Annotated in this window: 20 protein-coding genes; 17 read left to right on the forward strand and 3 right to left on the reverse strand. The window is 69.0% G+C overall.

Annotated elements, in window-relative coordinates:
* Positions 1 to 43 precede the first annotated feature (43 nt).
* The 13 genes from AC6CHX_RS08595 to AC6CHX_RS08655 all read left to right on the forward strand — a co-directional run bounded on the left by AC6CHX_RS08595 (position 44) and on the right by AC6CHX_RS08655 (position 11,401).
* Positions 44 to 1,735, forward strand: coding sequence for a glycoside hydrolase family 13 protein (locus AC6CHX_RS08595; RefSeq protein WP_498272459.1), 1,692 nt, complete (start codon positions 44 to 46; stop codon positions 1,733 to 1,735).
* 52 nt (positions 1,736 to 1,787) lie between these two features.
* Entirely contained in the window at positions 1,788 to 2,789 is a 1,002-nt protein-coding gene (locus tag AC6CHX_RS08600) for a metal ABC transporter solute-binding protein, Zn/Mn family (protein WP_498272460.1), read from the forward strand.
* On the forward strand, positions 2,786 to 3,610 hold the full coding sequence (locus AC6CHX_RS08605) for a metal ABC transporter ATP-binding protein (protein ID WP_498272461.1): 825 nt from the start codon (positions 2,786 to 2,788) through the stop codon (positions 3,608 to 3,610). Before AC6CHX_RS08600 ends, AC6CHX_RS08605 begins: the two co-directional genes overlap by 4 nt.
* Positions 3,611 to 3,633: 23 nt before the next feature.
* Positions 3,634 to 4,485, forward strand: coding sequence for a metal ABC transporter permease (locus AC6CHX_RS08610; protein WP_498272733.1), 852 nt, complete (start codon positions 3,634 to 3,636; stop codon positions 4,483 to 4,485).
* Between the two features lie 46 nt (positions 4,486 to 4,531).
* On the forward strand, positions 4,532 to 4,948 hold the full coding sequence (locus tag AC6CHX_RS08615; protein WP_136041922.1) for a Fur family transcriptional regulator: 417 nt from the start codon (positions 4,532 to 4,534) through the stop codon (positions 4,946 to 4,948).
* Positions 4,945 to 5,985 carry a permease gene (locus tag AC6CHX_RS08620; RefSeq protein ID WP_498272462.1) on the forward strand — a complete coding sequence of 347 codons (1,041 nt, stop codon included), beginning with the start codon at positions 4,945 to 4,947 and terminating at the stop codon, positions 5,983 to 5,985. Before AC6CHX_RS08615 ends, AC6CHX_RS08620 begins: the two co-directional genes overlap by 4 nt.
* A complete protein-coding gene (locus AC6CHX_RS08625) occupies positions 5,978 to 6,790 on the forward strand; it encodes a TIGR03943 family putative permease subunit (RefSeq protein ID WP_498272463.1) in 813 nt (270 codons plus the stop codon). The genes AC6CHX_RS08620 and AC6CHX_RS08625 overlap by 8 nt, the downstream gene beginning before the upstream one ends.
* The gene (locus AC6CHX_RS08630; protein ID WP_498272464.1) at positions 6,780 to 8,663 is read left to right on the forward strand and encodes a hypothetical protein; all 1,884 of its coding nucleotides are present in this window, start codon (positions 6,780 to 6,782) and stop codon (positions 8,661 to 8,663) included. Before AC6CHX_RS08625 ends, AC6CHX_RS08630 begins: the two co-directional genes overlap by 11 nt.
* A 1-nt stretch (position 8,664) precedes the next feature.
* Positions 8,665 to 9,396: a DNA-3-methyladenine glycosylase gene (locus AC6CHX_RS08635; RefSeq protein ID WP_498272465.1), complete on the forward strand. Its 732-nt coding sequence runs from the start codon at positions 8,665 to 8,667 to the stop codon at positions 9,394 to 9,396.
* A 134-nt stretch (positions 9,397 to 9,530) separates the two neighbouring features.
* Positions 9,531 to 9,767, forward strand: coding sequence for a 50S ribosomal protein L28 (gene rpmB / locus AC6CHX_RS08640; RefSeq protein WP_017203559.1), 237 nt, complete (start codon positions 9,531 to 9,533; stop codon positions 9,765 to 9,767).
* Positions 9,767 to 9,937, forward strand: coding sequence for a 50S ribosomal protein L33 (gene rpmG / locus AC6CHX_RS08645; RefSeq protein ID WP_017203558.1), 171 nt, complete (start codon positions 9,767 to 9,769; stop codon positions 9,935 to 9,937). Before rpmB ends, rpmG begins: the two co-directional genes overlap by 1 nt.
* 3 nt (positions 9,938 to 9,940) lie before the next feature.
* Entirely contained in the window at positions 9,941 to 10,246 is a 306-nt protein-coding gene (gene rpsN / locus AC6CHX_RS08650) for a 30S ribosomal protein S14 (RefSeq protein WP_017829734.1), read from the forward strand.
* A gap of 330 nt (positions 10,247 to 10,576) precedes the next feature.
* Positions 10,577 to 11,401 carry an endonuclease domain-containing protein gene (locus tag AC6CHX_RS08655; RefSeq protein WP_498272466.1) on the forward strand — a complete coding sequence of 275 codons (825 nt, stop codon included), beginning with the start codon at positions 10,577 to 10,579 and terminating at the stop codon, positions 11,399 to 11,401.
* Positions 11,402 to 11,642: 241 nt separating this feature from the next.
* Here the strand turns inward: AC6CHX_RS08655 and AC6CHX_RS08660 are convergent, their stop codons facing one another.
* A complete protein-coding gene (locus AC6CHX_RS08660; protein ID WP_498272467.1) occupies positions 11,643 to 12,470 on the reverse strand; it encodes an alpha/beta hydrolase in 828 nt (275 codons plus the stop codon).
* Positions 12,471 to 12,618: 148 nt separating this feature from the next.
* On the opposite strand from AC6CHX_RS08660, the gene AC6CHX_RS08665 reads away from it, so the two are divergent.
* The 3 genes from AC6CHX_RS08665 to AC6CHX_RS08675 all read left to right on the forward strand — a co-directional run bounded on the left by AC6CHX_RS08665 (position 12,619) and on the right by AC6CHX_RS08675 (position 15,767).
* Positions 12,619 to 13,200: a TetR/AcrR family transcriptional regulator gene (locus tag AC6CHX_RS08665; RefSeq protein ID WP_498272468.1), complete on the forward strand. Its 582-nt coding sequence runs from the start codon at positions 12,619 to 12,621 to the stop codon at positions 13,198 to 13,200.
* A 182-nt stretch (positions 13,201 to 13,382) separates the two neighbouring features.
* Complete coding sequence (locus AC6CHX_RS08670; protein ID WP_017203554.1) at positions 13,383 to 13,670, forward strand: HU family DNA-binding protein; 288 nt, start codon at positions 13,383 to 13,385, stop codon at positions 13,668 to 13,670.
* Between the two features lie 87 nt (positions 13,671 to 13,757).
* Entirely contained in the window at positions 13,758 to 15,767 is a 2,010-nt protein-coding gene (locus AC6CHX_RS08675) for a bifunctional copper resistance protein CopD/cytochrome c oxidase assembly protein (RefSeq protein ID WP_498272469.1), read from the forward strand.
* A gap of 33 nt (positions 15,768 to 15,800) precedes the next feature.
* Here AC6CHX_RS08675 and AC6CHX_RS08680 read toward each other — a convergent pair whose 3' ends face one another.
* A complete protein-coding gene (locus AC6CHX_RS08680; protein WP_498272470.1) occupies positions 15,801 to 16,871 on the reverse strand; it encodes a hypothetical protein in 1,071 nt (356 codons plus the stop codon).
* A 114-nt stretch (positions 16,872 to 16,985) separates the two neighbouring features.
* On the opposite strand from AC6CHX_RS08680, the gene AC6CHX_RS08685 reads away from it, so the two are divergent.
* Positions 16,986 to 18,395, forward strand: a complete 1,410-nt coding sequence (locus AC6CHX_RS08685) for an ATP-dependent DNA helicase (protein ID WP_498272734.1) — start codon at positions 16,986 to 16,988, stop codon at positions 18,393 to 18,395.
* Between the two features lie 8 nt (positions 18,396 to 18,403).
* Here the strand turns inward: AC6CHX_RS08685 and AC6CHX_RS08690 are convergent, their stop codons facing one another.
* Positions 18,404 to 19,051: a biliverdin-producing heme oxygenase gene (locus AC6CHX_RS08690; RefSeq protein WP_029264391.1), complete on the reverse strand. Its 648-nt coding sequence runs from the start codon at positions 19,049 to 19,051 to the stop codon at positions 18,404 to 18,406.
* Between the last annotated feature and the right edge of the window lie 53 nt (positions 19,052 to 19,104).

Raw genomic sequence — 19,104 nt, forward strand, 5'->3', positions numbered from 1 at the left:
CTCAGAACCATCCGAAAGAAAGAAGAAGGAGTACCCACCCCTCATGACCGATTCGCTTCTCACCGAGACCCGCGAGGACGACAGGACGGCTGCATGGTGGCGCCAGGCCGCCGTGTACCAGATCTACCCCCGCAGCTTCGCCGACGCGAACGGCGACGGGATCGGCGACATCCCGGGCATCGTCTCCCGTGTCGACTACCTCGCCGAGCTGGGCATCGACGCGGTCTGGCTGAGCCCGTTCTATCCCTCGGAGCTCGCCGACGGTGGCTACGACGTCGCCGACTACCGCGACGTCGACCCGCGCCTGGGGACCCTCGCCGACTTCGATGCGATGGTCGAGGCGCTGCACGCGCGCGGCATCCACGTCGTCGTCGACATCGTGCCGAATCACACCTCGGACCAGCACGCGTGGTTCCAGGAGGCGCTGGCCGCCGGTCGCGGCTCGGCTGCGCGCGGACGGTACATCTTCCGCGAGGGCACCGGCCCCGACGGGTCCGAGCCTCCCACCGACTGGGTGTCGGTGTTCGGCGGCAGCGCATGGGAGCGGGTCGAGGACGGCCAGTGGTACCTGCACAACTTCGCGAAGGAGCAGCCCGACCTCGATTGGGACAACCCGGAGGTGCGCGAGGACTTCCTGAAGACCCTGCGCTTCTGGTCCGATCGCGGAGTCGACGGGTTCCGCATCGACGTCGCCCACATGCTCACGAAGGATCTGAGGGATCCGCTGCCGAGCCGGGTCGAGCTCGACGCGATGGACCGCACCTCGGGGACCCATCCGATGATCGACCGCGACGACGTGCACGAGATCTACGCCGAGTGGCGCCGGGTCTTCGACGAGTACGACCCGCCGCGCACGGCCGTCGCCGAGGCCTGGGTCGACACCCCGGAGCGCCGCGCGCGCTACGCCTCCGCCGAGGGGCTGGGGCAGGCGTTCAACTTCGATCTGCTGGTCGCCGACTTCGATGCGACGCAGTTCCGCGAGATCATCGTCGACAACCTCGAGCAGGCGCAGGCCACCGGGTCTTCGACGACCTGGGTGCTCTCGAACCACGATGTCACCCGTCACGCCACGCGCTACGGGCTCGCTCCGCTGCACGGGCGCGCGGTGAAGCAGGGCACCGAGTGGGTCAAGGCGGGCGGTCCGGCAGAAGGCCTCGATCGCGAGGGCGGACTCCGCAGGGCGCACGCCGCGACCCTGCTGCTGCTCGGCCTGCCCGGCAGCACATACCTGTACCAGGGAGAGGAGCTCGGTCTGCACGAGGTGGCCGAGATCACACCGGAGCAGCGTCAGGATCCCGGATTCTTCCGCGGCGCCGACTTCGACGGTCTCGGCCGGGACGGATGCCGCGTGCCGCTGCCCTGGACCGCCGGCGGTTCCTCGTACGGCTTCGGCGCGGAGGGCGCGCACCTGCCGCAGCCGGCCTGGTTCGCCGAGTACGCCGTCGACGTCGAGGCCGCCGACCCGTCGTCGACACTGTCGCTGTACCGCGAGGCGCTGCGCCTGAGGCACCTGCTGCAGACCGGCGAGACGCTGGAGTGGATCGACACCGGACGCGCCGACGTGCTGCGCTTCGCCCGCCCGAACGGATGGCAGATCGTGACGAACTTCGGCACCGAGTCGTTCGACCTCGGTGCGGATGCCGCGGGCGTCGTGCTGTCGAGCGCTCCGCTCACCGGCTCCGCTCTTCCTGCCGAGGCCACCGCGTGGGTCGCCCCGGCAGGGCTGCTCGATTGAGCTGAACCAGGCGATTTGATAATGGTTCTCATTAGCGTTTAGAGTGAGACCCATGAAGAAGCCCGTCGTCGCCCTCGCCCTCGCATCCGTCGCCGCTCTCACGCTGGCCGGATGCTCCACCACCCCGGCAGCGGGAGAGGGCGACGACGGCACCATCACGGTCGTCGCGAGCACCAACGTCTACGGCGACATCGCCGCGACGATCGGCGGGGACCGCGTCGACGTCGAGTCGCTCATCACCTCGGCGTCGCAGGACCCGCACTCCTACGAGGCGACTGCGCGCGACCGCCTCACGGTGCAGAAGGCCGATCTGGTGATCGAGAACGGCGGCGGGTACGACGCCTTCATCGACACCCTGCTGCAGGACGCGAACGACCCGCACGTCGTCACGGCGGTCGAGTTCTCGCACGACTTCCCCGGCAACGAGGGGCACGAGGGCGAGGCCGAGCACGACCATGCCGAGGACGAGTCCCACGACCACGACCATGCCGAGGGCGAAGAGGGTCACGAGGGCCACAACCACATCGAGGGCTTCAACGAGCACGTCTGGTTCGACCCGCACACCATGATCCATGTCGTCGAGGCGATCTCCGACGAGCTGTCCGAGCTCGACCCCGACGGGGCGAAGGAGTTCGCCGCCAACGCCGACGACCTCATCGCCGACCTGGAGGGCTTCGAGGCCGACCTCGAGACCATCAAGACGGATGCCGCAGGGGGCACGGTCTTCATGACCGAACCGCTGCCCGGCTACCTCGCCGCCGCCGCCGGCCTGACCGACGTCACCCCCGAGGGATTCGCCGAGTCGGTCGAGGAGGGCAGTGATGTCGCGCCCGCTGTGCTGCTCGAGGCGCTCACGGTGATCGAAGACGGTAAGGCCACGGCTCTGCTGACCAACGCGCAGACCGGCGGGGCGGAGACCGAGCGGGTGGAGGCTGCCGCGAAGGATGCCGGCATCCCCGTCGTCGCCTTCACGGAGCTGCTCGAGGACGGATCGTCGTACTCTGAGTGGATGAGTGACGCGATCCAGAGCCTCGCCGCCGCCGTCCAGCCGTGAGCGGGGGCGCTCCGGTCCTCGAGATCTCCGACGCCGCACTCCACCGCGGGGATCGCGAACTCTGGTCAGGGCTCGACCTGACGGTGCAGCCCGGCGAGTTCATCGCGGTGCTCGGCCCGTCCGGGTCGGGCAAGACCACGCTGCTGCGCAGCATCCTCGGCCTGCAGCCGCTGTCCTCCGGGTCGATCCGCGTCGCGGGGGAGCCTGTGCACCGCGGCAACTCCCGCATCGGGTACATCCCGCAGCAGCGCAACCTCGCTCCCGACACCAGCATGCGAGCTCGGGATCTGGTGGGTCTCGGCGTCAGCGGGAGCCGATTCGGGTTCCCGGTCCCGCACCGCGGTGACCGCGCCAAGGTCGACCGGCTGCTCGAAGCGGTGGGCGCCTCGCACTTCGCCGATCGTCGTGTCGGCCTGCTCTCCGGTGGCGAGCAGCAGCGGTTGCGGGTGGGACAGGCTCTCGCCGACGAGCCGGCGCTGCTGCTGTGCGACGAGCCGCTGTCGAACCTCGACCTCGCCAACCAGCTCGCCGTGACCGACATCATCGACCGCCAGCGCCGTGAGCGCGAGGCGGCGGTGCTGTTCGTCACGCACGACATCAACCCGATCCTCGGCCGCGTCGACCGCATCCTCTACATCGCCGGCGGCCGGTTCCTCCTGGGTACTCCGGATGAGGTGCTGCAGACCCGCGTGCTCAGCGACCTCTACGGCACCCCGGTGTTCGTGCTCCGCGCGGGCGACCGGCTGGTCGTCGTCGGTGTGCCGGATGCCGAGCCGCACCACGACCACGGCGACCACCACGAGCACGGAGGAGCGGCATGAGCGTCTCCGCGGCCCTGGTGCCGATGGTCGACTGGAGCGACGTCTTCTCCTTCCAGGACTACGGCGAGCTCGTCGCCCTGCTCTCGAACTCGATCATCGCGGGCGCCGTCCTGGGCATCGTCGGCGGTCTGATCGGCGTCTTCGTGATGCAGCGTGACCTGGCCTTCGCGGTGCACGGCGTGAGCGAGCTGTCGTTCGCGGGTGCCGCAGCTGCCCTGCTGTTCGGCGGCAGCGTGGTGTTCGGCTCGTTGGCGGGCGCCCTCGTCGCGGCGATCCTGATCGGCATCCTCGGCGCCAAGGCCAGGGACCGGAACTCGATCGTCGGAGTGCTGATGCCGTTCGGCCTGGGCCTCGGCATCCTGTTCCTCTCCCTCTACGACGGCCGCAGCGCCAACCGGTTCAGCCTGCTGACCGGGCAGATCGTCTCGGTGTCGAGCCCCGACCTCGGCTGGCTCATCGGCATCAGCATGGTCGTGCTGATCGGGCTGCTCGTGATGTGGAACCCGCTGCGCTTCGACTCGCTCGACCCGGAATCGGCGGCCGCCCGCGGAGTGCCCACCCGCGCCGTGAGCCTGCTGTTCATGGTGCTGCTGGGTCTCATCGTCGCGGTGAGCGTGCACATCATCGGCGCGCTGCTGGTGATGGCGCTGCTGGTCACACCCGCCGCCGCCGCGATGCGGGTCACAGCCGGCCCCATCGCCGTGCCGCTGCTGTCGGCGCTGTTCGGATTCGTCTCGGCCGTCGGCGGCATCCTGCTCGCCCTCGCCGGCACGCTGCCGGTCAGCCCATACATCACGACGCTGTCGTTCACCATCTACGTCGTGTGCTGGATCGTGCAGAAGTCGCGCGCCAGGGTGCGGCGTGTCGCAGCCTGAAATCCACTCCCAGCCGTCGCCAACCCCCGCGGCCTAGACTCTTCGTATGGCTCAGCGGAACACCTGGCAGCGCGAACGCGTGCGCGAAGCACTCGCCGACGCGCGCGGTTTCGTGAGCGCGCAGAACCTGCACGCCTCGCTGCGCGACGACAACACGGGTATCGGCCTGGCCACGGTGTACCGCGCGCTCGCCGGCCTCGCCGCATCCGGCGACGCCGATTCGCTGCAGAGTCCTGAGGGCGAGGCGCTCTACCGTGCCTGCACGACACAGGGTCACCACCACCACCTCATCTGCCGGTCCTGCGGCCTGACGGTCGAGATCGAGGCCAAGGACGTCGAGCAGTGGGCGCACCGCACCGCGGCGCTGCACGGATTCACGGATGCCGCGCACGTGGTCGACATCTTCGGGCTGTGCACGCCGTGCACGAACAAGCGCGACGCCGAGAGGGCCGCGTCCGCGTGAGCCCCTCCGCAGCAACGGCGACCCGTCACGGCCACTCCCATCGCCCGGCACCCTCGCCCCGATCGGCATGGATCGGCGTCGGCCTCGGCGCCGTCATCATCGCGGCGCTGTTCCTGATCGACGCCTTCCTTCCGAAGCTCTTCCCCGCAGCTCTCCCGACCCGCGCGCAGGACGGCCTCACCCTCGCGCTGAGCGTCCTGATCGAGGCGCTGCCGTTCGTGATCCTCGGCGTGCTGCTGTCGATCGTGGTGCAGGTGTGGCTGCCGGCCGACGTCATCCACCGCTGGCTGCCCCGGCGGGCATGGGCTCGCCGTGCCGTGCTGTCGCTGCTCGGCATGCTGATCCCGGTGTGCGAGTGCGGCAACGTGCCCTTCGCCCGCGGGCTGATGATGCGCGGGCTCGCTCCTGCCGAGGCGATGACCTTCCTCATCGCGGCGCCCATCGTGAACCCGATCGTGATCCTCACCACGCATGCGGCGTTCGGCTGGGACGGCGGCATCCTGGTCGCCCGTCTCGTCGGCGGCTACCTGATCGCGAACCTGATCGGCTGGATCTACAGCCGCCACCCCGACCCCGACGGCATGCTCACGCAGCGCTTCGTCGACACGTGCGACCGCGTGACGCACGAGCCCGGCACGCCGGTGCGGCGCAGTCTCACGCAGTTCCTCGTCGAGCTGCGTGCCGTGATGCCGGCGCTGGTGATCGGCTCGGCGCTCGCGGGAGCCGTGCAGGTGCTCATCCCGCGCGAGTGGCTGCTGGCGATCGGGTCGAACCCGGTGCTGTCGATCGTCGCGATGATGATCCTGGCGATGACCGTCGCGATCTGCTCGAACGTCGACGCCTTCTTCGCGCTGTCGTTCGCGTCGACGTTCTCGTCCGGTGCCATCGTCGCCTTCCTCCTGGTCGGCCCGCTCGTCGACATCAAGATGCTCGCGCTCATGCGCACCACCTTCACCGGTCGTACTCTCGTCGGCATCGTCGGCATCGTCCTCGCCTCGGCTTTCGCCATCGGAATCGGGGTGAACGTCCTTGTCTGAGCAGACCCTCGCCCGTGCGCGCGCGCTCGGCACCCGCTGGCTGGGTGTGGGCCTCGCGGCCGTGATCTCTGTCGTCACACTCGGACTCGGCCTCACCGGGCGCCTCAACCTCTACATCAGCCCCGAGTCGGTGTGGTTCGCGTGCACCGCCGCGGTCGTCACGCTCGCCGGGGCGATCTGGTCCTGCACCCTCCCATTGGGCGAGGAGGGCGACCACGGACACGACCACGGGCCTGCTCCGGAAACGTCGGATGCCGTCGATGACACGGATCATGGCTCGCCCACCGCATCCCGTCGACGCTCGCTCGCGGGTGTCGGAGCCGTCGCGGGCGGTGTGATCGCCACGGGTGTCGTGGCAGCCGCCCTCGTGCTGCCGCCCGCCTCGCTGTCGGTCGAGCTCGCGATGTCGCGCGCGGGGGAGCAGAGCGCCCTGTTCGCAGGGGCCGACACGGTCGCGCTCGGGGTCGCCGACACGTCCACTTTCGGCGTGGGCGACTGGGCGAGCGTCTTCGCCGCGTCCACGAACACCGCCGCCTATGACGGTGCACCCGTGACGCTCACGGGCTTCGTGACGCCCGACTCATCGGGCGATGACGGCGTGAACCTCACGCGACTGGTCATCACGCACTGCGTGATCGACGCGCAGACCGCTGCGCTGCCCGTCGACGTCGACCCGGAAGACTATGCGACCGGCCAGTGGGTCGAGATCACCGGCACCGTGCGGGCGGACGCCGACGGAAAGCTCCGCATCGAGCCGACCGATGTCGTCGCGATCGACGAGCCGGGGGATCCGTATGAGTACTGACGACGATCGCCCCGAGGTGCCCGCCGTTCCGCAGACCCGTGCGGAGATGCGCGCGGCCAGAGAAGCAGCCGAGGCGGCCGAGGCCGAACGGATCGACCGCGCGCTCGCGACGCACCATGAGACCGAGCCGAGCGTCGACGAGCCGCGTGCCGATGCGGGCGAGACGTCTGCGCGTGAGGCCGCCGCTCGCGAAGCCGCCGCTCGGGAGGCCGCCGCTCGCGAAGCCGCGGTCCGCGAGGCGGGTGATCGCGAGGTCGCCGAGCAGGAAGCCGCTGCCCGCAAGATGGCCGCCTTCGAGGCCGCTGCGCGGGAAGACGCTGAGGCGACGGCACTCCCCTCCGTGCCCGTCCCCACGGCGCCCGTCGTCATCGGCGCCACTCCCGCCGGTTCGGTTCCCGTCGCCGGAGAGCCCGAGGCCGAGCTCGAGGCCGAGGCCGCGCGCGAAGAAGCATCCGCTCCGACCGACTCCCGTGGTCCGTCCGCAGAGGAGCCCGCACGCACTCCCGCGACGTCACGCGGTTTCCTCCTCACTATCGGTGCGGTCCTCGGCGTCCTGGTGCTCGTGGGCACCGGCTTCGGCATCGTGAGTCTCCTGCAGGGGCCACGGGTCAGCGAGGTGCAGGTGGATGCCGCGCAGGCGATCGAGTCGTCCGGAAGCAGGGTCATCCTCACGGCGAATCAGGCCCTCGCGCCGATCGATCCCGAGCAGGTCTCCGTCGAGCCGGCCGTGCCGTTCACGGTCGACGCATCGGGGCGCGGCGTCGGCGTCCGCTTCACGGTTCCGCTCGACGACTCCACGAAGTACACGGTCCGTGTCGCCGATGTCACCGGTGCCGGCGGAGGTCCGTCGACGACGCTGACGACGAGTTTCGAGACCCCGGCGTCCCACATCTTCATCCTGCGCCGCGACGTCGACGGCAAGGACAAGATCTTCCTCACCGACCTCAAGGGCGACGGGGTGGCGGTCTACGAGCACGACAAGATCAACGACTTCCGCGCGACCTCGAACCAGCTCGTCGTCGCGGTCGAGGAGGACGAGGGGTCCCGGCTGCTCGTGATGGATCGTGATGGGGAGAACCAGCGCGAGCTGAAACTCCCGGGCGACGGCTACGTGGGCGCGATCCAGGTCTCCGAGCGCGGCGGCCTCGTCGGCTACAGCTACTCCGACCGTGAGCTGAGCGACGACGAGGGGCGAGCGAGCGTGCTGGTCACGCAGTCGCTGAACGGCAAGGACGACCCTCAGATCATCGAGGTCGCGGGCAAAGAGGCGAGCGTGTTCGTCTGGCAGTTCGTGCCCGACAGCGCCGCCGTGCTGTTCATCGACTTCGACGGAGCGCTCTCGCTCGTCGACCGCTCCACCGACGCGGGGGTGCAGTCCCTCGGGCTCGCCGCGACCATCCAGGGCATTTCCCGGGGCACGTACACGGCGATCGTCGAGCGGCTCGACGCCACGGTGGTGGAACTCAACCTCGCCGACGGATCCGAGGAGCCGCTCGCGGCATCCGATCCCGACTACGGCACGGCCTCGTCGATCACGCCCTACCCGGGCGGCACGCTGCGGCACGTGGTCTCGCGCGACGATGCGGGGCTTCCGGTCGGGCAGGCGGTGATCCGCGTCGACGACGACGGCAAGGCGACTCCGCTGGTCGAGGTCAGCTCGGCGGATTCGATCCTGCAGGCGTGCGCGTCGCCGAGCGGCCAGTACGCGGCCGTCGTGATCGCGCCCGAACTGGCGAGCAACCCGTACGACGGGATGCTGCTCCCGCTGCCCGAGAACGTCGAGACGCACCTGATCGACATGGAGTCGGGCAAGGAGATGGTCGCCCTCACCGGCTTCGACGTCTCCTGGTGCCAGACGGCTCCGCGGTTCTGACATGTCGACGCGCGATGGTCTGCGCCGTGCCGACCGCGCCGATCTGAGGGGCTCCGCGGTCGACGTGGCACCGCGACTCCTCGGGGCGGAACTGCGCACGTTCGTCGACGGCCCCGATGACACGGAACCGGTCGAGGTGCGGCTGCGCATCACCGAGGTCGAGGCCTATCACGGTCGGGGTACCGGGGAGATCGCGGACCCGGGGTCGCATGCGCGGATGGGGCCGACCGCCCGCAATGCCACGATGTGGGGCGAGCCCGGGCACCTGTACGTGTACCTGAGCCACGGCATCCACTCGTGCGTCAACGTCGTGTGCGGGCCCGAGGGGCAGGGTGACGGCGTGCTGCTGCGTGCCGGTGAGGTCGTGTCCGGAGCGGATGCCGCGGCGGGGCGGCGGGGTGCGGCGCTGCCTCTCGGGCGTATCGCTCTTCGCGACCTCGCCCGGGGGCCGGGGCGTCTCGGTCAGGCCGTCGGGTTGCGGCATCCTCTGCACGACGGGATCGATGCGGTGACGGGGGAGCGGCTGCACGGGGCGCGGGCGGAGCTGTGGCTGGGCGAACCGCGGGACGACGTGGTGAGCGGGCCGCGGGTCGGTGTCGCGGGAGTCGCCGGTACGCATGCGTTCCCCTGGCGTTTCTGGATCGACGGCGACCCCACGGTGTCGCCGTTCCGCTGGGGTCGCGGTGCCGCCGAGGCTGCGGCCGTTCCTGGCACTCCGCCCGTGCTAAACTGACTCTTTGTCTGCGCACACTCCTGTGCGCAGTTCGCGTGCCGCGAGGTCCCAGAGCTTGTCGAAGGGCCCGTGGCGTGCAGACAAGGGATCTTGGGTGAGGCCGTCCGGCCTCACGGTATAGAAGGAGTCACATCATGGCAGCAGTGTGCCAGGTGACCGGAGCTGTTCCCGGCTTCGGACACAATGTCTCGCACTCGCACCGCCGGACGAAGCGCCGCTTCGACCCGAACGTGCAGAAGAAGACGTATTTCGTTCCGTCGCTCGGTCGTAAGATCACGCTCAACGTGTCCGCCAAGGGCATCAAGGTGATCGACGTCCGTGGCATCGAGAACGTGGTCAAGGACCTCCAGGCGAAGGGTGTGAAGCTCTAATGGCCAAGAAGGCTCAGGACGTACGTCCGATCATCAAGCTGCGTTCGACGGCAGGTACGGGATACACGTACGTGACCAAGAAGAACCGCCGCAACACCCCCGACCGCCTCGTGCTCAAGAAGTACGACCCGGTCATCCGTCAGCACGTCGAATTCCGAGAGGAGCGTTGATCAATGGCTAAGAAGAGCAAGATCGCTCGCAACGAGCAGCGCAAGGTCATCGTCGAGCGTTACGCCGAGCGTCGCGCCGAGCTGAAGAAGACCCTGGTCGACCCGAACGCCACCGACGAGGCCCGCGAGGCCGCACGCGTCGGCCTGCAGAAGCTGCCGCGCAACGCGTCGCCGGCTCGCGTGCGTTCGCGCGACGTCATCGACGGCCGCCCCCGCGGTGTCCTCACGAAGTTCGGCATCTCGCGTGTCCGCTTCCGTGACATGGCACACCGTGGCGAGCTGCCCGGCGTGACCAAGTCCAGCTGGTAAGACTCAGCAGACAGAAGGGGCGAGGATCTTCGGATCCTCGCCCCTTTCGCGTTCCCGGGCTTTCTGTGTTCCTGGGCTTGCTCTGTTCCCGGGTCCCTCACGTTCTGAAGGAGATCTCACGAAATGAAGGAGCGGATGCCGCATCCACTCCTTCATTCCGTGAGATCTCCTTCGTTTCGAGAGGGGTGGGGGATGCGAGCAGACGAGGAGGCGAGCAGACCTGCGGATGCCGGCGCTGTTCTCCTGCACCGGGCCCTGCGCTGGGGAAAGTCTGACCGCATGCCGGGACCGCGGCGACATGCGGCTGCTCTTCGGCGGCAGGATCGTTCGATGGATCCCGTGGATGAACTGAGGCGTCGTGGGGGAGTCGCGCCGGTGCGGGCTCTCCGAGCAGCCGGGGTCAGCGCGCACGCGCTTCGGCGGTCGAAGGAGCGGCGCGAGATCTCGACAGTGCGGCAGGGATGGGTGGCGCTCCCGGAAGCCGATCCGAAAGTGGTCGGCGCGGTCGCGCACGGCGTGGTGCTGAGCTGTGTGACCGCTGCCGCCCGACTGGGGCTCTGGGTTCCCGAGAAGCCCGCACTGCATGTCGTTGCCCGACCGAATGCCGCGCGGATCCGAGTGCCGGCACACGTCGTCGTGCACTGGTCGAGGCCGGTCGTCCGGCGGCCACTCGACGCGACGGTGGATGAGCTGCTGAACGCCCTCGCCCTGGTCGCTCAGTGCCAGCCGTTCGAGACGGCGCTCGTCGTCTGGGAGTCGGCCATGAACAAGGGGGTCGTCGACCGCGAGCAGCTTCGTGGTCTCGACCTTCCACCGCCGGCCCGAGCGGTCCTCGAACGGGCGCGACCGTTCGCCGACTCGGGACTGGAGACCATCGTCATCCACCGGCTTCGCTGGCTGGGGCTTCGGATGCTGCCCCAGGCCTGGTGCATCGACCGGCGGGTGGACCTGCTCATCGGGGATCGGCTGGTCATCCAGATCGACGGGGCGACGCACGCGGGCGAGCAGCGGACCAAGGACATCGCGCATGACGCGCAGCTGATGATTCGCGGCTACCGCGTGCTTCGTTTCAGCTATGAGCAGGTCATGCAGCGTTGGTCCGAGGTGCAGTCGGTGATCATGGAGGCCGTCGCTCAGGGCGCGCACCTCGCCTGAGCACCCCAGCCTGAGCATCCTCCTCACCTGAGCATCCACCAGGCCTGACCATCCACTCGCCTGCGCATCCCCACGCACGACGCGAAGGAGATCTCACGGAATGAAGGAGCGGATGCAGTATCCACTCCTTCATTCCGTGAGATCTCCTTCATTCTGTGCGGGCAGTTGCTGACGCTGCACGAGGCGCCATGACCCAGCCCCCCAGCACCTCCCCAGCCCCCAGCGCCGGCACAACCCGGCGTCATGCGACAGGTGTGGTGGTGTGCGCGACGGCCCAGGCGAGGGCCTCGTCGGCGATCTCCTCCCAGCCGTCCTGGCTGACGAGGCGGTGGGTGCGTCCGGGGTACTCCTTGTAGTCGACGACGGCGGGGCTGCCCGTGGAGCGGTACTTCTGCACGATCGCGCGACCGATGGCCGGCGGCACGACGTGGTCGATCTCGCCCGTGATCACGTATAGCGGAGCCCGGTCGGTGCGCGCATAGTCGACGTGGGTGACGCCGCCCTTCTCGTTGAACGCGGAGGCGACGCCCTCGAAGAAGACCCGGTTGTAGGAGTTCACGGCGGAATCCTCCCAGAGGCGGTCGGACTCGGCGCGGCTCAGGTCGTTGCCGAACGTGAAGTGGAAGTGGCGCTTCGACAGGGGCTTGGCGCCGTTGCGGCCGAAGGGGTTCGCGAGGATCGGGGTGCCGGTCCACAGCGTCGACAACGGCAGGGTGGTGATGCCGGCGGGCTGTCCGGGGGCAACCCCCACGTACGCCGCTCCGACTCCGCGGTCGGCGAGCATCTGCGTGATGACCCCGCCGAAGGAGTGGCCCATGACGATCGGCTTCACGGGGAGCGCGCGGATGATGCGCTCGTAGTGGTCGACGATCTGCTTCAGGCCGATGCCCTTCAGGGCGGACGGGTCGCGGCGGACGTCCTCGACGGAGCGGTCGTCGATGCCCGGCCATCCCGGGACGATGACCTCGTGGCCCTGGGCGCGGAAGCGCTCGGCCCAGGTGTTCCAGCTGGCGGGGGTCATCCACAGGCCGTGGATCAGGACGATGGGGGTCTTGTCGGCGGTGTTCATGATCTTCTTCTCTCTGTTCGGCTCCCGCTGATCGGAAGTGCGTTACGCTGATAGTAGACCGAACGTTCTATCTACCGCACCCTATTCCCTGAAATCGGCAAATCGGATTCGGATGCCGGGGTTCGGATGACACGATGAGAGGAAGACCATGGACACCACGACGAAGCGCCCCAGCCCCGCCCGCGCCCGGCTGATCGATGCCGCCACCCGCCTCTTCTATGAGCAGGGCATCCACGCGGTCGGCGTCGACCGCGTGATCGAGGAGGCCGGGGTCACTCGCGCCACCCTCTACAAGCAGTTCGGCGGCAAGGAGAACCTCGTGCTCGCGTACCTCGGCCACGAGGACGAGATGCTCCGCGCGATGTTCACCGAGGCGGGAGCGGCCGTCTCCGACCCCGACGCGCTGCTGGATGCGGTGGTCCAGGGCATCGCCGCCGACATCCGCGAACACCACACGCGGGGCTGCCCCTTCATCAACGCGGCCGCGGAGTATCGGGATGCCGAGGGAGCCGTGCGGCAGCTCATCGACGAGCACCGGGAGTGGTTCCGCTCGACGCTGCAGCAGGTGGCCGCGGCGGCCGGTCTCGAGCGTCCGGACGAGGTCGCCGCGTCGCTCGTGCTGCTCCGCGACGCCGCGCTCGTCGGCGGGTATCTCGACGGGGAGAACCGCGTGGCGCCCGCCTTCGAGCGCACGGCGGGCGCCGTGATCGACGCTCACCGGGCGCACTGACGACCCCGGAATCTGTGACTGGAGTGACAAAAGTGGTGCGACACGCCAAGTAATTGCCCAAAACCCGCGAAATGACGCGGAAATGAGGGTGGTGGTTGATACATTCAAGGCGGTCACTAGACCAGGAGCATCCGCTCCGATACCCACAACGATGCGACGGGATCTCGTCGCTGGAGGATGACATGGCTGACAAGTCCATCACCAAGACCGAGCTCGTCGCGAGCATCGCAAGCGCCACGGGCCAGAGCCAGGCCACCGTCTCCGGTGTCCTCGACTCGCTGTTCGCCACGGTCTCCGACGCTGTTGCCAAGGGCAGCAAGGTCTCCATCCCGGGCTGGATCTCCTTCGAGCAGGTCGACACCGCTGCTCGCACGGGCCGCAACCCGCAGACCGGCGCCGAGATCAAGATCCCGGCCGGCAAGCGCGTCAAGGTGACCGCTGGCTCCAAGCTCAAGGCTGCCGTCAAGTAATCGACCGCACCTCATCGAAGGCCGCTCCCGTTCCGACGGGGGCGGCCTTCGTGCTTTCCTCCCTCCGGGCGCGCCTAGGCTGGAGGGGTGAGTTCCCGCAGCGAGTCGACGAGTCGGATCTCGGCGTATCGCATCGCCGGGATCGTCATCCTCCTCGTCGCGGCTCTGGTCGCCCTGACGCTCGCGCTTCTCGTCGGCGGAGGCGCGAAGCCGCCGCTCCTGCAGGATCCGGGCCCGTTCGTGCTCTGGGGCACGCCGATCGCCAAGCTCGTGATGAACATGTCCGGCGCGGTGATGCTCGGCTCGCTGGTGCTGGCGCTGTTCGGCCTTCGCGCGGGGGAGCGCTCGTTCGACGCCGCCCTGAACATCGCCTCGGTCGGCGCCGCGGTCTTCACGATCTCCGCGGGTCTCGCCGGATTCCTCGCCTTCATGGCGGCCTTCAACCCGAAGCTCAGCATCGAGCGCGAGTTCGGCACGCAGCTGGGGCGCTTCCTGCTGGAGCTGCCGCTCGGCCAGTCCTGGCTCATCACGACGCTCTTCGGCGCGATCATCACGGTGCTCGCCTTCGCCTGGCGCTCGTGGACGCCCACGCTCATCACGGCCCTGCTCGCCGCGGCATCCTTCCTCCCGCTCGCGACGCAGGGTCATGCGGGCGATCTCGCCGGGCACAACATGGCGGTCAACTCGATCCTGCTGCACACGATCGGCGCTGCCGTCTGGCTCGGCGGCCTGCTGCTGCTGATCCTGCTGCGCGGACGTGCCGACGTCGACACCGCGCGGCTCGTCGGGCGCTACTCGTCGCTCGCGATCGCCGCCTTCGCCGTGGTCGCCGTCTCGGGGGTCACGCGATCGATCGTGGCCGTCGGCGACTGGAACGCGCTGTGGACCACGCCCTACGGCTGGATCGTGCTCGCCAAGGTCGCGCTGCTGGGCGGCATGGGCCTGCTCGGCGCCTGGTACCGTGCCCGCCTCATCCCGAAGCTCAGCGGAGCCCGCGCCGCCGGCTGGTTCTGGCTGCTCGTGCTGTGCGAGGTCGCGTTGATGGGCCTGGCCTCCGGCGCCGCGGCCGCTCTGGCCCGCACGCCTCCGCCCACCGGCGAGACCGCGTTCCTGCAGACGCCCGCCCAGATCCTCACCGGGTCGGAACTGCCGCCGGAGCTCACCCTCGAGCGCTGGTTCACGGCGTGGGACATCGACGTGCTCTGGCTGATCGCCGCGGGTCTGGGACTGTTCTTCTACTTGGCCGGCGTGCGGCGCCTGCACGTGCGCGGCGACCGCTGGCCCATCCATCGCACTGTCTTCTGGGTGCTGGGGATGCTGCTGCTCGTCTGGGTCACCGGCGGTCCGATCAACGCTTACCAGGAGTACCTGTTCAGTATCCACATGCTCGGGCACATGATGCTGTCGATGGCGATCCCGCTGCTGCTGGTCTCCGGTGCCCCGATCACGCTCGCGCTGCGCGCGATCCACAAGCGCGACGACGGCACCCGCGGTGGCCGCGAGTGGATCATGTGGGCGGTGCACTCTCCCTTCGCCCGCGTGATCACGCATCCGTTCGTCGCGGCGGCGATCTTCATCCTGTCGTTGTGGGCCTTCTACTTCACCGATCTCGTGCGCTGGTCGATGTTCGAGCACCTCGGCCACGAGTGGATGGTCATCCACTTCCTGATCTCCGGCTACCTGTTCGTGATGAGCCTCATCGGGGCCGACCCGGTTCCGTACCGGCTGCCGTATCCCGGACGCCTGATCACGCTGATCGCCGTCATGGCGATGCATGCGTTCTTCGGCATCGCGATCATGATGCAGGAGGGGCTGATGGTCGCGGACTGGTTCGGGGCGATGGGCCGCGACTGGGGTGTGAGCCCGATGCAGGACCAGTACGTCGGCGGCGGCATCGCGTGGTCGATCGGCGAGATCCCGACGCTCATCCTCGCGATCACGGTCGCCATCCAGTGGAGCCGCAGCGACACCAAGCTGCAGCGTCGGGCCGACCGGCACGCGGATCGCACCGGCGACGCCGAGCTCGAGGAGTACAACGCCAAGCTCGCGGCCCTCGCCGAGCGCGATCAGCGCCGCGTGGAGCGCGAAGGACGCTGAGACCCGTCGCGGGGGTGGTCCGTCGACCGGGACTCAGTCGACCGGGACCTCGCCCGGTGCACCGACCCTGATCGACGCCGAGCCGTTCGGCAGGATCACGATCGTGCCGTTGAGCTGGAAGGGCACGTCCTCGGAGAGCGGTGCGATCGACCCGTCGAACAGCGACTGGATCTCGACGTCGACGTGCGCCACGGCCTCGGTGGTCGGGATCCGCCACTGCCCTCCGTCGGGGACGACCGTGACCTCGGGCTGGCGGGCGATGGACCACTTCGGCGGGGCGGTGATCCGGTTGGTGACCCGCAGGCCGAACGGGCAGGCGGTCGGCAGCAGCACCTCCTGCGTCGTGCACTCGGTGAGGAACTGCTCGACCTGCTGCTGCACGACCTCGACGAACTCCTCGGTCGGCTCGGTCTGCACGTCGAGCGGCGTGACGGCGAGGGGCGTATCGGCCAGCACGCCGTGACCGGATGCGGTCGCGATGGGGGTGTCGACCGTGACCGAGTACAGCCCCGGGGTGAACACCAGCAGCGGCAGCGGGTCGAGCGCGCCCGCCTCCGGGCCGAGGACCGACACCTGTCGACGGTCGACCTCGAAGCCGTTCACCGCGAACTGGTCTGCGCCCCGCACGGTGAGGTCGATCACGGCCAGCGGGCTGGTGGTGAAGCGCCAGTTCGGGGTCACGCCCGCCCAGCCGTCCTGCTCGATGAGGAACGTGCTGGTGCCGGCGTGACCGCTCGCCTGGTAGCTCACGGTGACCGCGGTGCCGCCGTCTGCGGGCTTCTCCGACTCCACTTTCACGTCCGTCAGGGGCGCGAGCGCCGAGCGTCGGAGCATCGCCTCCGACGCCGACGGATCGATGCCCGCCTTCTCGAGGGTCTCGCGGTCGATCGCGACCCCGGGAATGCGCAGCGCGTCGGCAGCGCTGCCGGAGGAGAGCAGGTCGAGATAGCGGACCACGAAAGCGGACGGGCCGTAGAACTGCTGGTACAGGGTCGCCCCGCCGGCGCCCAGTGCGGCCACGAGCATGAGGCCCACGACGGCGAGCATCGCCAGATCGACGCCCAGGCGCGATCGCCGGGGCGCGCGCGTGCCGGCCCGTCCCATGGCGTCAGTCTAGGAGGGCGTCCTGGGGGGACGCCGAGCGTCGGCGGCCGCAGGCGGATGCCGGGACGTAGCATGGGTGGCGCCCCGTTTCCGCCCGCTTCCCCTGTGAGTGCCGTGTCCCTTCCCGCCCTGTCCGAGGAGCAGCAAGAGCTGTTCCGGCTCATCGAGGACACCGGCGAGCACGTCTTCATCACCGGGCGCGCCGGCACCGGCAAGTCCACGCTGCTGCAGCACTTCGCCTGGAACACCAAGAAGCAGATCGCGATCTGCGCGCCCACCGGCGTCGCGGCGTTGAACGTCGAGGGTCAGACCATCCACTCCCTCTTCCGGCTTCCGATCGGTCTGATCGGCGATGCCGACATCGATCAGAACGATGCCACGCGTCGCATCCTCAATGCCATCGAGACGCTTGTGATCGATGAGATCTCGATGGTCAACGCCGATCTGATGGATGCGATCGACCGCTCTCTGCGCCAGGCCAGAGGGCGCAGGGGGGAGCCGTTCGGCGGCGTGCAGGTCGTCATGTTCGGTGACCCCTATCAGCTGGCGCCCGTTCCTCCTCGCGGCGACGAGGCCCGCTACGTGCAGGACCACTACCGCTCGTTCTGGTTCTTCGACGCGAAGGTCTGGGCCGGCCCTTCGACGGGCTCAGGGACCCACGGATTCGGGTCGTCCGATCAGGAGGGCCTGTTCGAGGTCGACACCCGCGCCCGACTGCACGTGCGGGAGCTGGTGCAGATCCATCGGCAGTCCGACGATGGATTCAAGGCGATGCTCAACGCCGTGCGCTACGGGCGCGTGACCGCCGAGATCGCCGGGGTGCTGAACACGCAGGGCGCCCGCACACCTCCGGAGCCGGAGCCGGGCGAGGTGCCGATGATCACCCTCGCCACGCGCAACGACATCGTGAACAGCATCAACAGCAGGCACCTCGCGGCGCTGCCCGGCAAGGAGCAGACGGCGCGGGCAGAGGTCAGCGGCGACTTCGGTCGCGGCGAGGCGTCGCTGCCGGCGGAGTCGGAGCTCAAGCTCAAGGTCGGGGCGCAGGTGATGTTCCTCCGCAACGACACGGCGATGTCCGGAGAGCCGCCGCGCTGGGTGAACGGCACGATCGGCACGGTCACGCGCATCATCGGCAGTGCCGTGCGCGTCGACATCGACGGTGAGGAGGTCGACGTCGAGCCCGCCGTCTGGGAGCGGTTCCGGTACGCGTACGACCAGAACACCAAGAAGCTGTCACGTGACGTGGTGGCCGAGTTCACCCAGTTCCCGCTGCGGCTGGCGTGGGCGGTCACGATCCACAAGTCGCAGGGCAAGACCTATGAGCGTGCGATCATCGACCTCGGTTCCGGGGCGTTCGCGCCGGGGCAGACCTATGTCGCGCTGAGCCGGCTGACCTCGCTCGAGGGGCTGTATCTCTCGCGCCCGCTGCGACCCCGCGACATCCGGGTGGATGAGGACGTGCGCCGGTTCATGCGCGACGCCTGGCTCGCGGCATCCACGCCGGAGCTGCCGAAGGGCTGATCCCCGGCTCAGGCCGCGGCGCGCGCCCGGTCGAGGTCTTCGAAGAGCTCGGTGTTGAAGCGGTAGGCGAGGAGTACCTCGTCGATCACGCGCTCGCGCTCGGCGTCGTCCCACGGCGCCGCATCCAGCTGCTCGCGATACACGTCCTTGAAGGCCGAGGGGTCGGCGATGTCGTCGAACAGGTAGAAGCCGATGCCGTTGGTCTCGAAGCCGAAGCGGCGGGCCATCACGCGACCGATGAAGATCCCGCCGGAGAGGTCGCCGAGGTAGCGCGTGTAGTGATGCGCCACGAAGCCGCCGGCCCAGGTCGCCCCGACCTGACGGATGCGGTCGACGTAGCGCTGCGTGGTCGGCAGCGGCACGATCTGCTCGCGCCAGTCGGCGCCGAGGAGGAACTCCAGGTCGGCCTCGAGCGCGGGAAGGCGGGTGAGCTTGTCGCTGATGAAGACCGAGGCGATCGGGTCCTGGCGCATGCGGTCGCCGGCGCTCTCGAGCGCCTCGTAGATGAAATAGTGCTGAGCGACGAGCGAGATGTAGTCCTCGCGTGAGCCCTCGCCCTTCAGGAGGTCGGACATGAAGCCGGCGGTCTCGCTGCGGGAGTGCGATCCGGACGAGCGCTCGCGCAGGGCGGCGGAGAAGGAGAGGATCTCGGGCATGACCTCAGTGTAAGGGGAGCCTTACCTCAGAGGAAAGCCCGGAGTCGACGGAA

The organism is Microbacterium sp. GQ128 (assembly GCF_059758615.1).

Coding starts and splice junctions, on each gene's coding strand:
- AC6CHX_RS08595 (WP_498272459.1), top strand. CDS start 44: ATGACCGATTCGCTTCTCACCGAGACCCGCGAGGACGACAGGACGGCT.
- AC6CHX_RS08600 (WP_498272460.1), top strand. CDS start 1,788: ATGAAGAAGCCCGTCGTCGCCCTCGCCCTCGCATCCGTCGCCGCTCTC.
- AC6CHX_RS08610 (WP_498272733.1), top strand. CDS start 3,634: ATGGTCGACTGGAGCGACGTCTTCTCCTTCCAGGACTACGGCGAGCTC.
- AC6CHX_RS08615 (WP_136041922.1), top strand. CDS start 4,532: ATGGCTCAGCGGAACACCTGGCAGCGCGAACGCGTGCGCGAAGCACTC.
- AC6CHX_RS08630 (WP_498272464.1), top strand. CDS start 6,780: ATGAGTACTGACGACGATCGCCCCGAGGTGCCCGCCGTTCCGCAGACC.
- AC6CHX_RS08635 (WP_498272465.1), top strand. CDS start 8,665: ATGTCGACGCGCGATGGTCTGCGCCGTGCCGACCGCGCCGATCTGAGG.
- rpmB (WP_017203559.1), top strand. CDS start 9,531: ATGGCAGCAGTGTGCCAGGTGACCGGAGCTGTTCCCGGCTTCGGACAC.
- rpmG (WP_017203558.1), top strand. CDS start 9,767: ATGGCCAAGAAGGCTCAGGACGTACGTCCGATCATCAAGCTGCGTTCG.
- rpsN (WP_017829734.1), top strand. CDS start 9,941: ATGGCTAAGAAGAGCAAGATCGCTCGCAACGAGCAGCGCAAGGTCATC.
- AC6CHX_RS08655 (WP_498272466.1), top strand. CDS start 10,577: ATGGATCCCGTGGATGAACTGAGGCGTCGTGGGGGAGTCGCGCCGGTG.
- AC6CHX_RS08660 (WP_498272467.1), bottom strand. CDS start 12,470: ATGAACACCGCCGACAAGACCCCCATCGTCCTGATCCACGGCCTGTGG.
- AC6CHX_RS08665 (WP_498272468.1), top strand. CDS start 12,619: ATGGACACCACGACGAAGCGCCCCAGCCCCGCCCGCGCCCGGCTGATC.
- AC6CHX_RS08670 (WP_017203554.1), top strand. CDS start 13,383: ATGGCTGACAAGTCCATCACCAAGACCGAGCTCGTCGCGAGCATCGCA.
- AC6CHX_RS08680 (WP_498272470.1), bottom strand. CDS start 16,871: ATGGGACGGGCCGGCACGCGCGCGCCCCGGCGATCGCGCCTGGGCGTC.
- AC6CHX_RS08690 (WP_029264391.1), bottom strand. CDS start 19,051: ATGCCCGAGATCCTCTCCTTCTCCGCCGCCCTGCGCGAGCGCTCGTCC.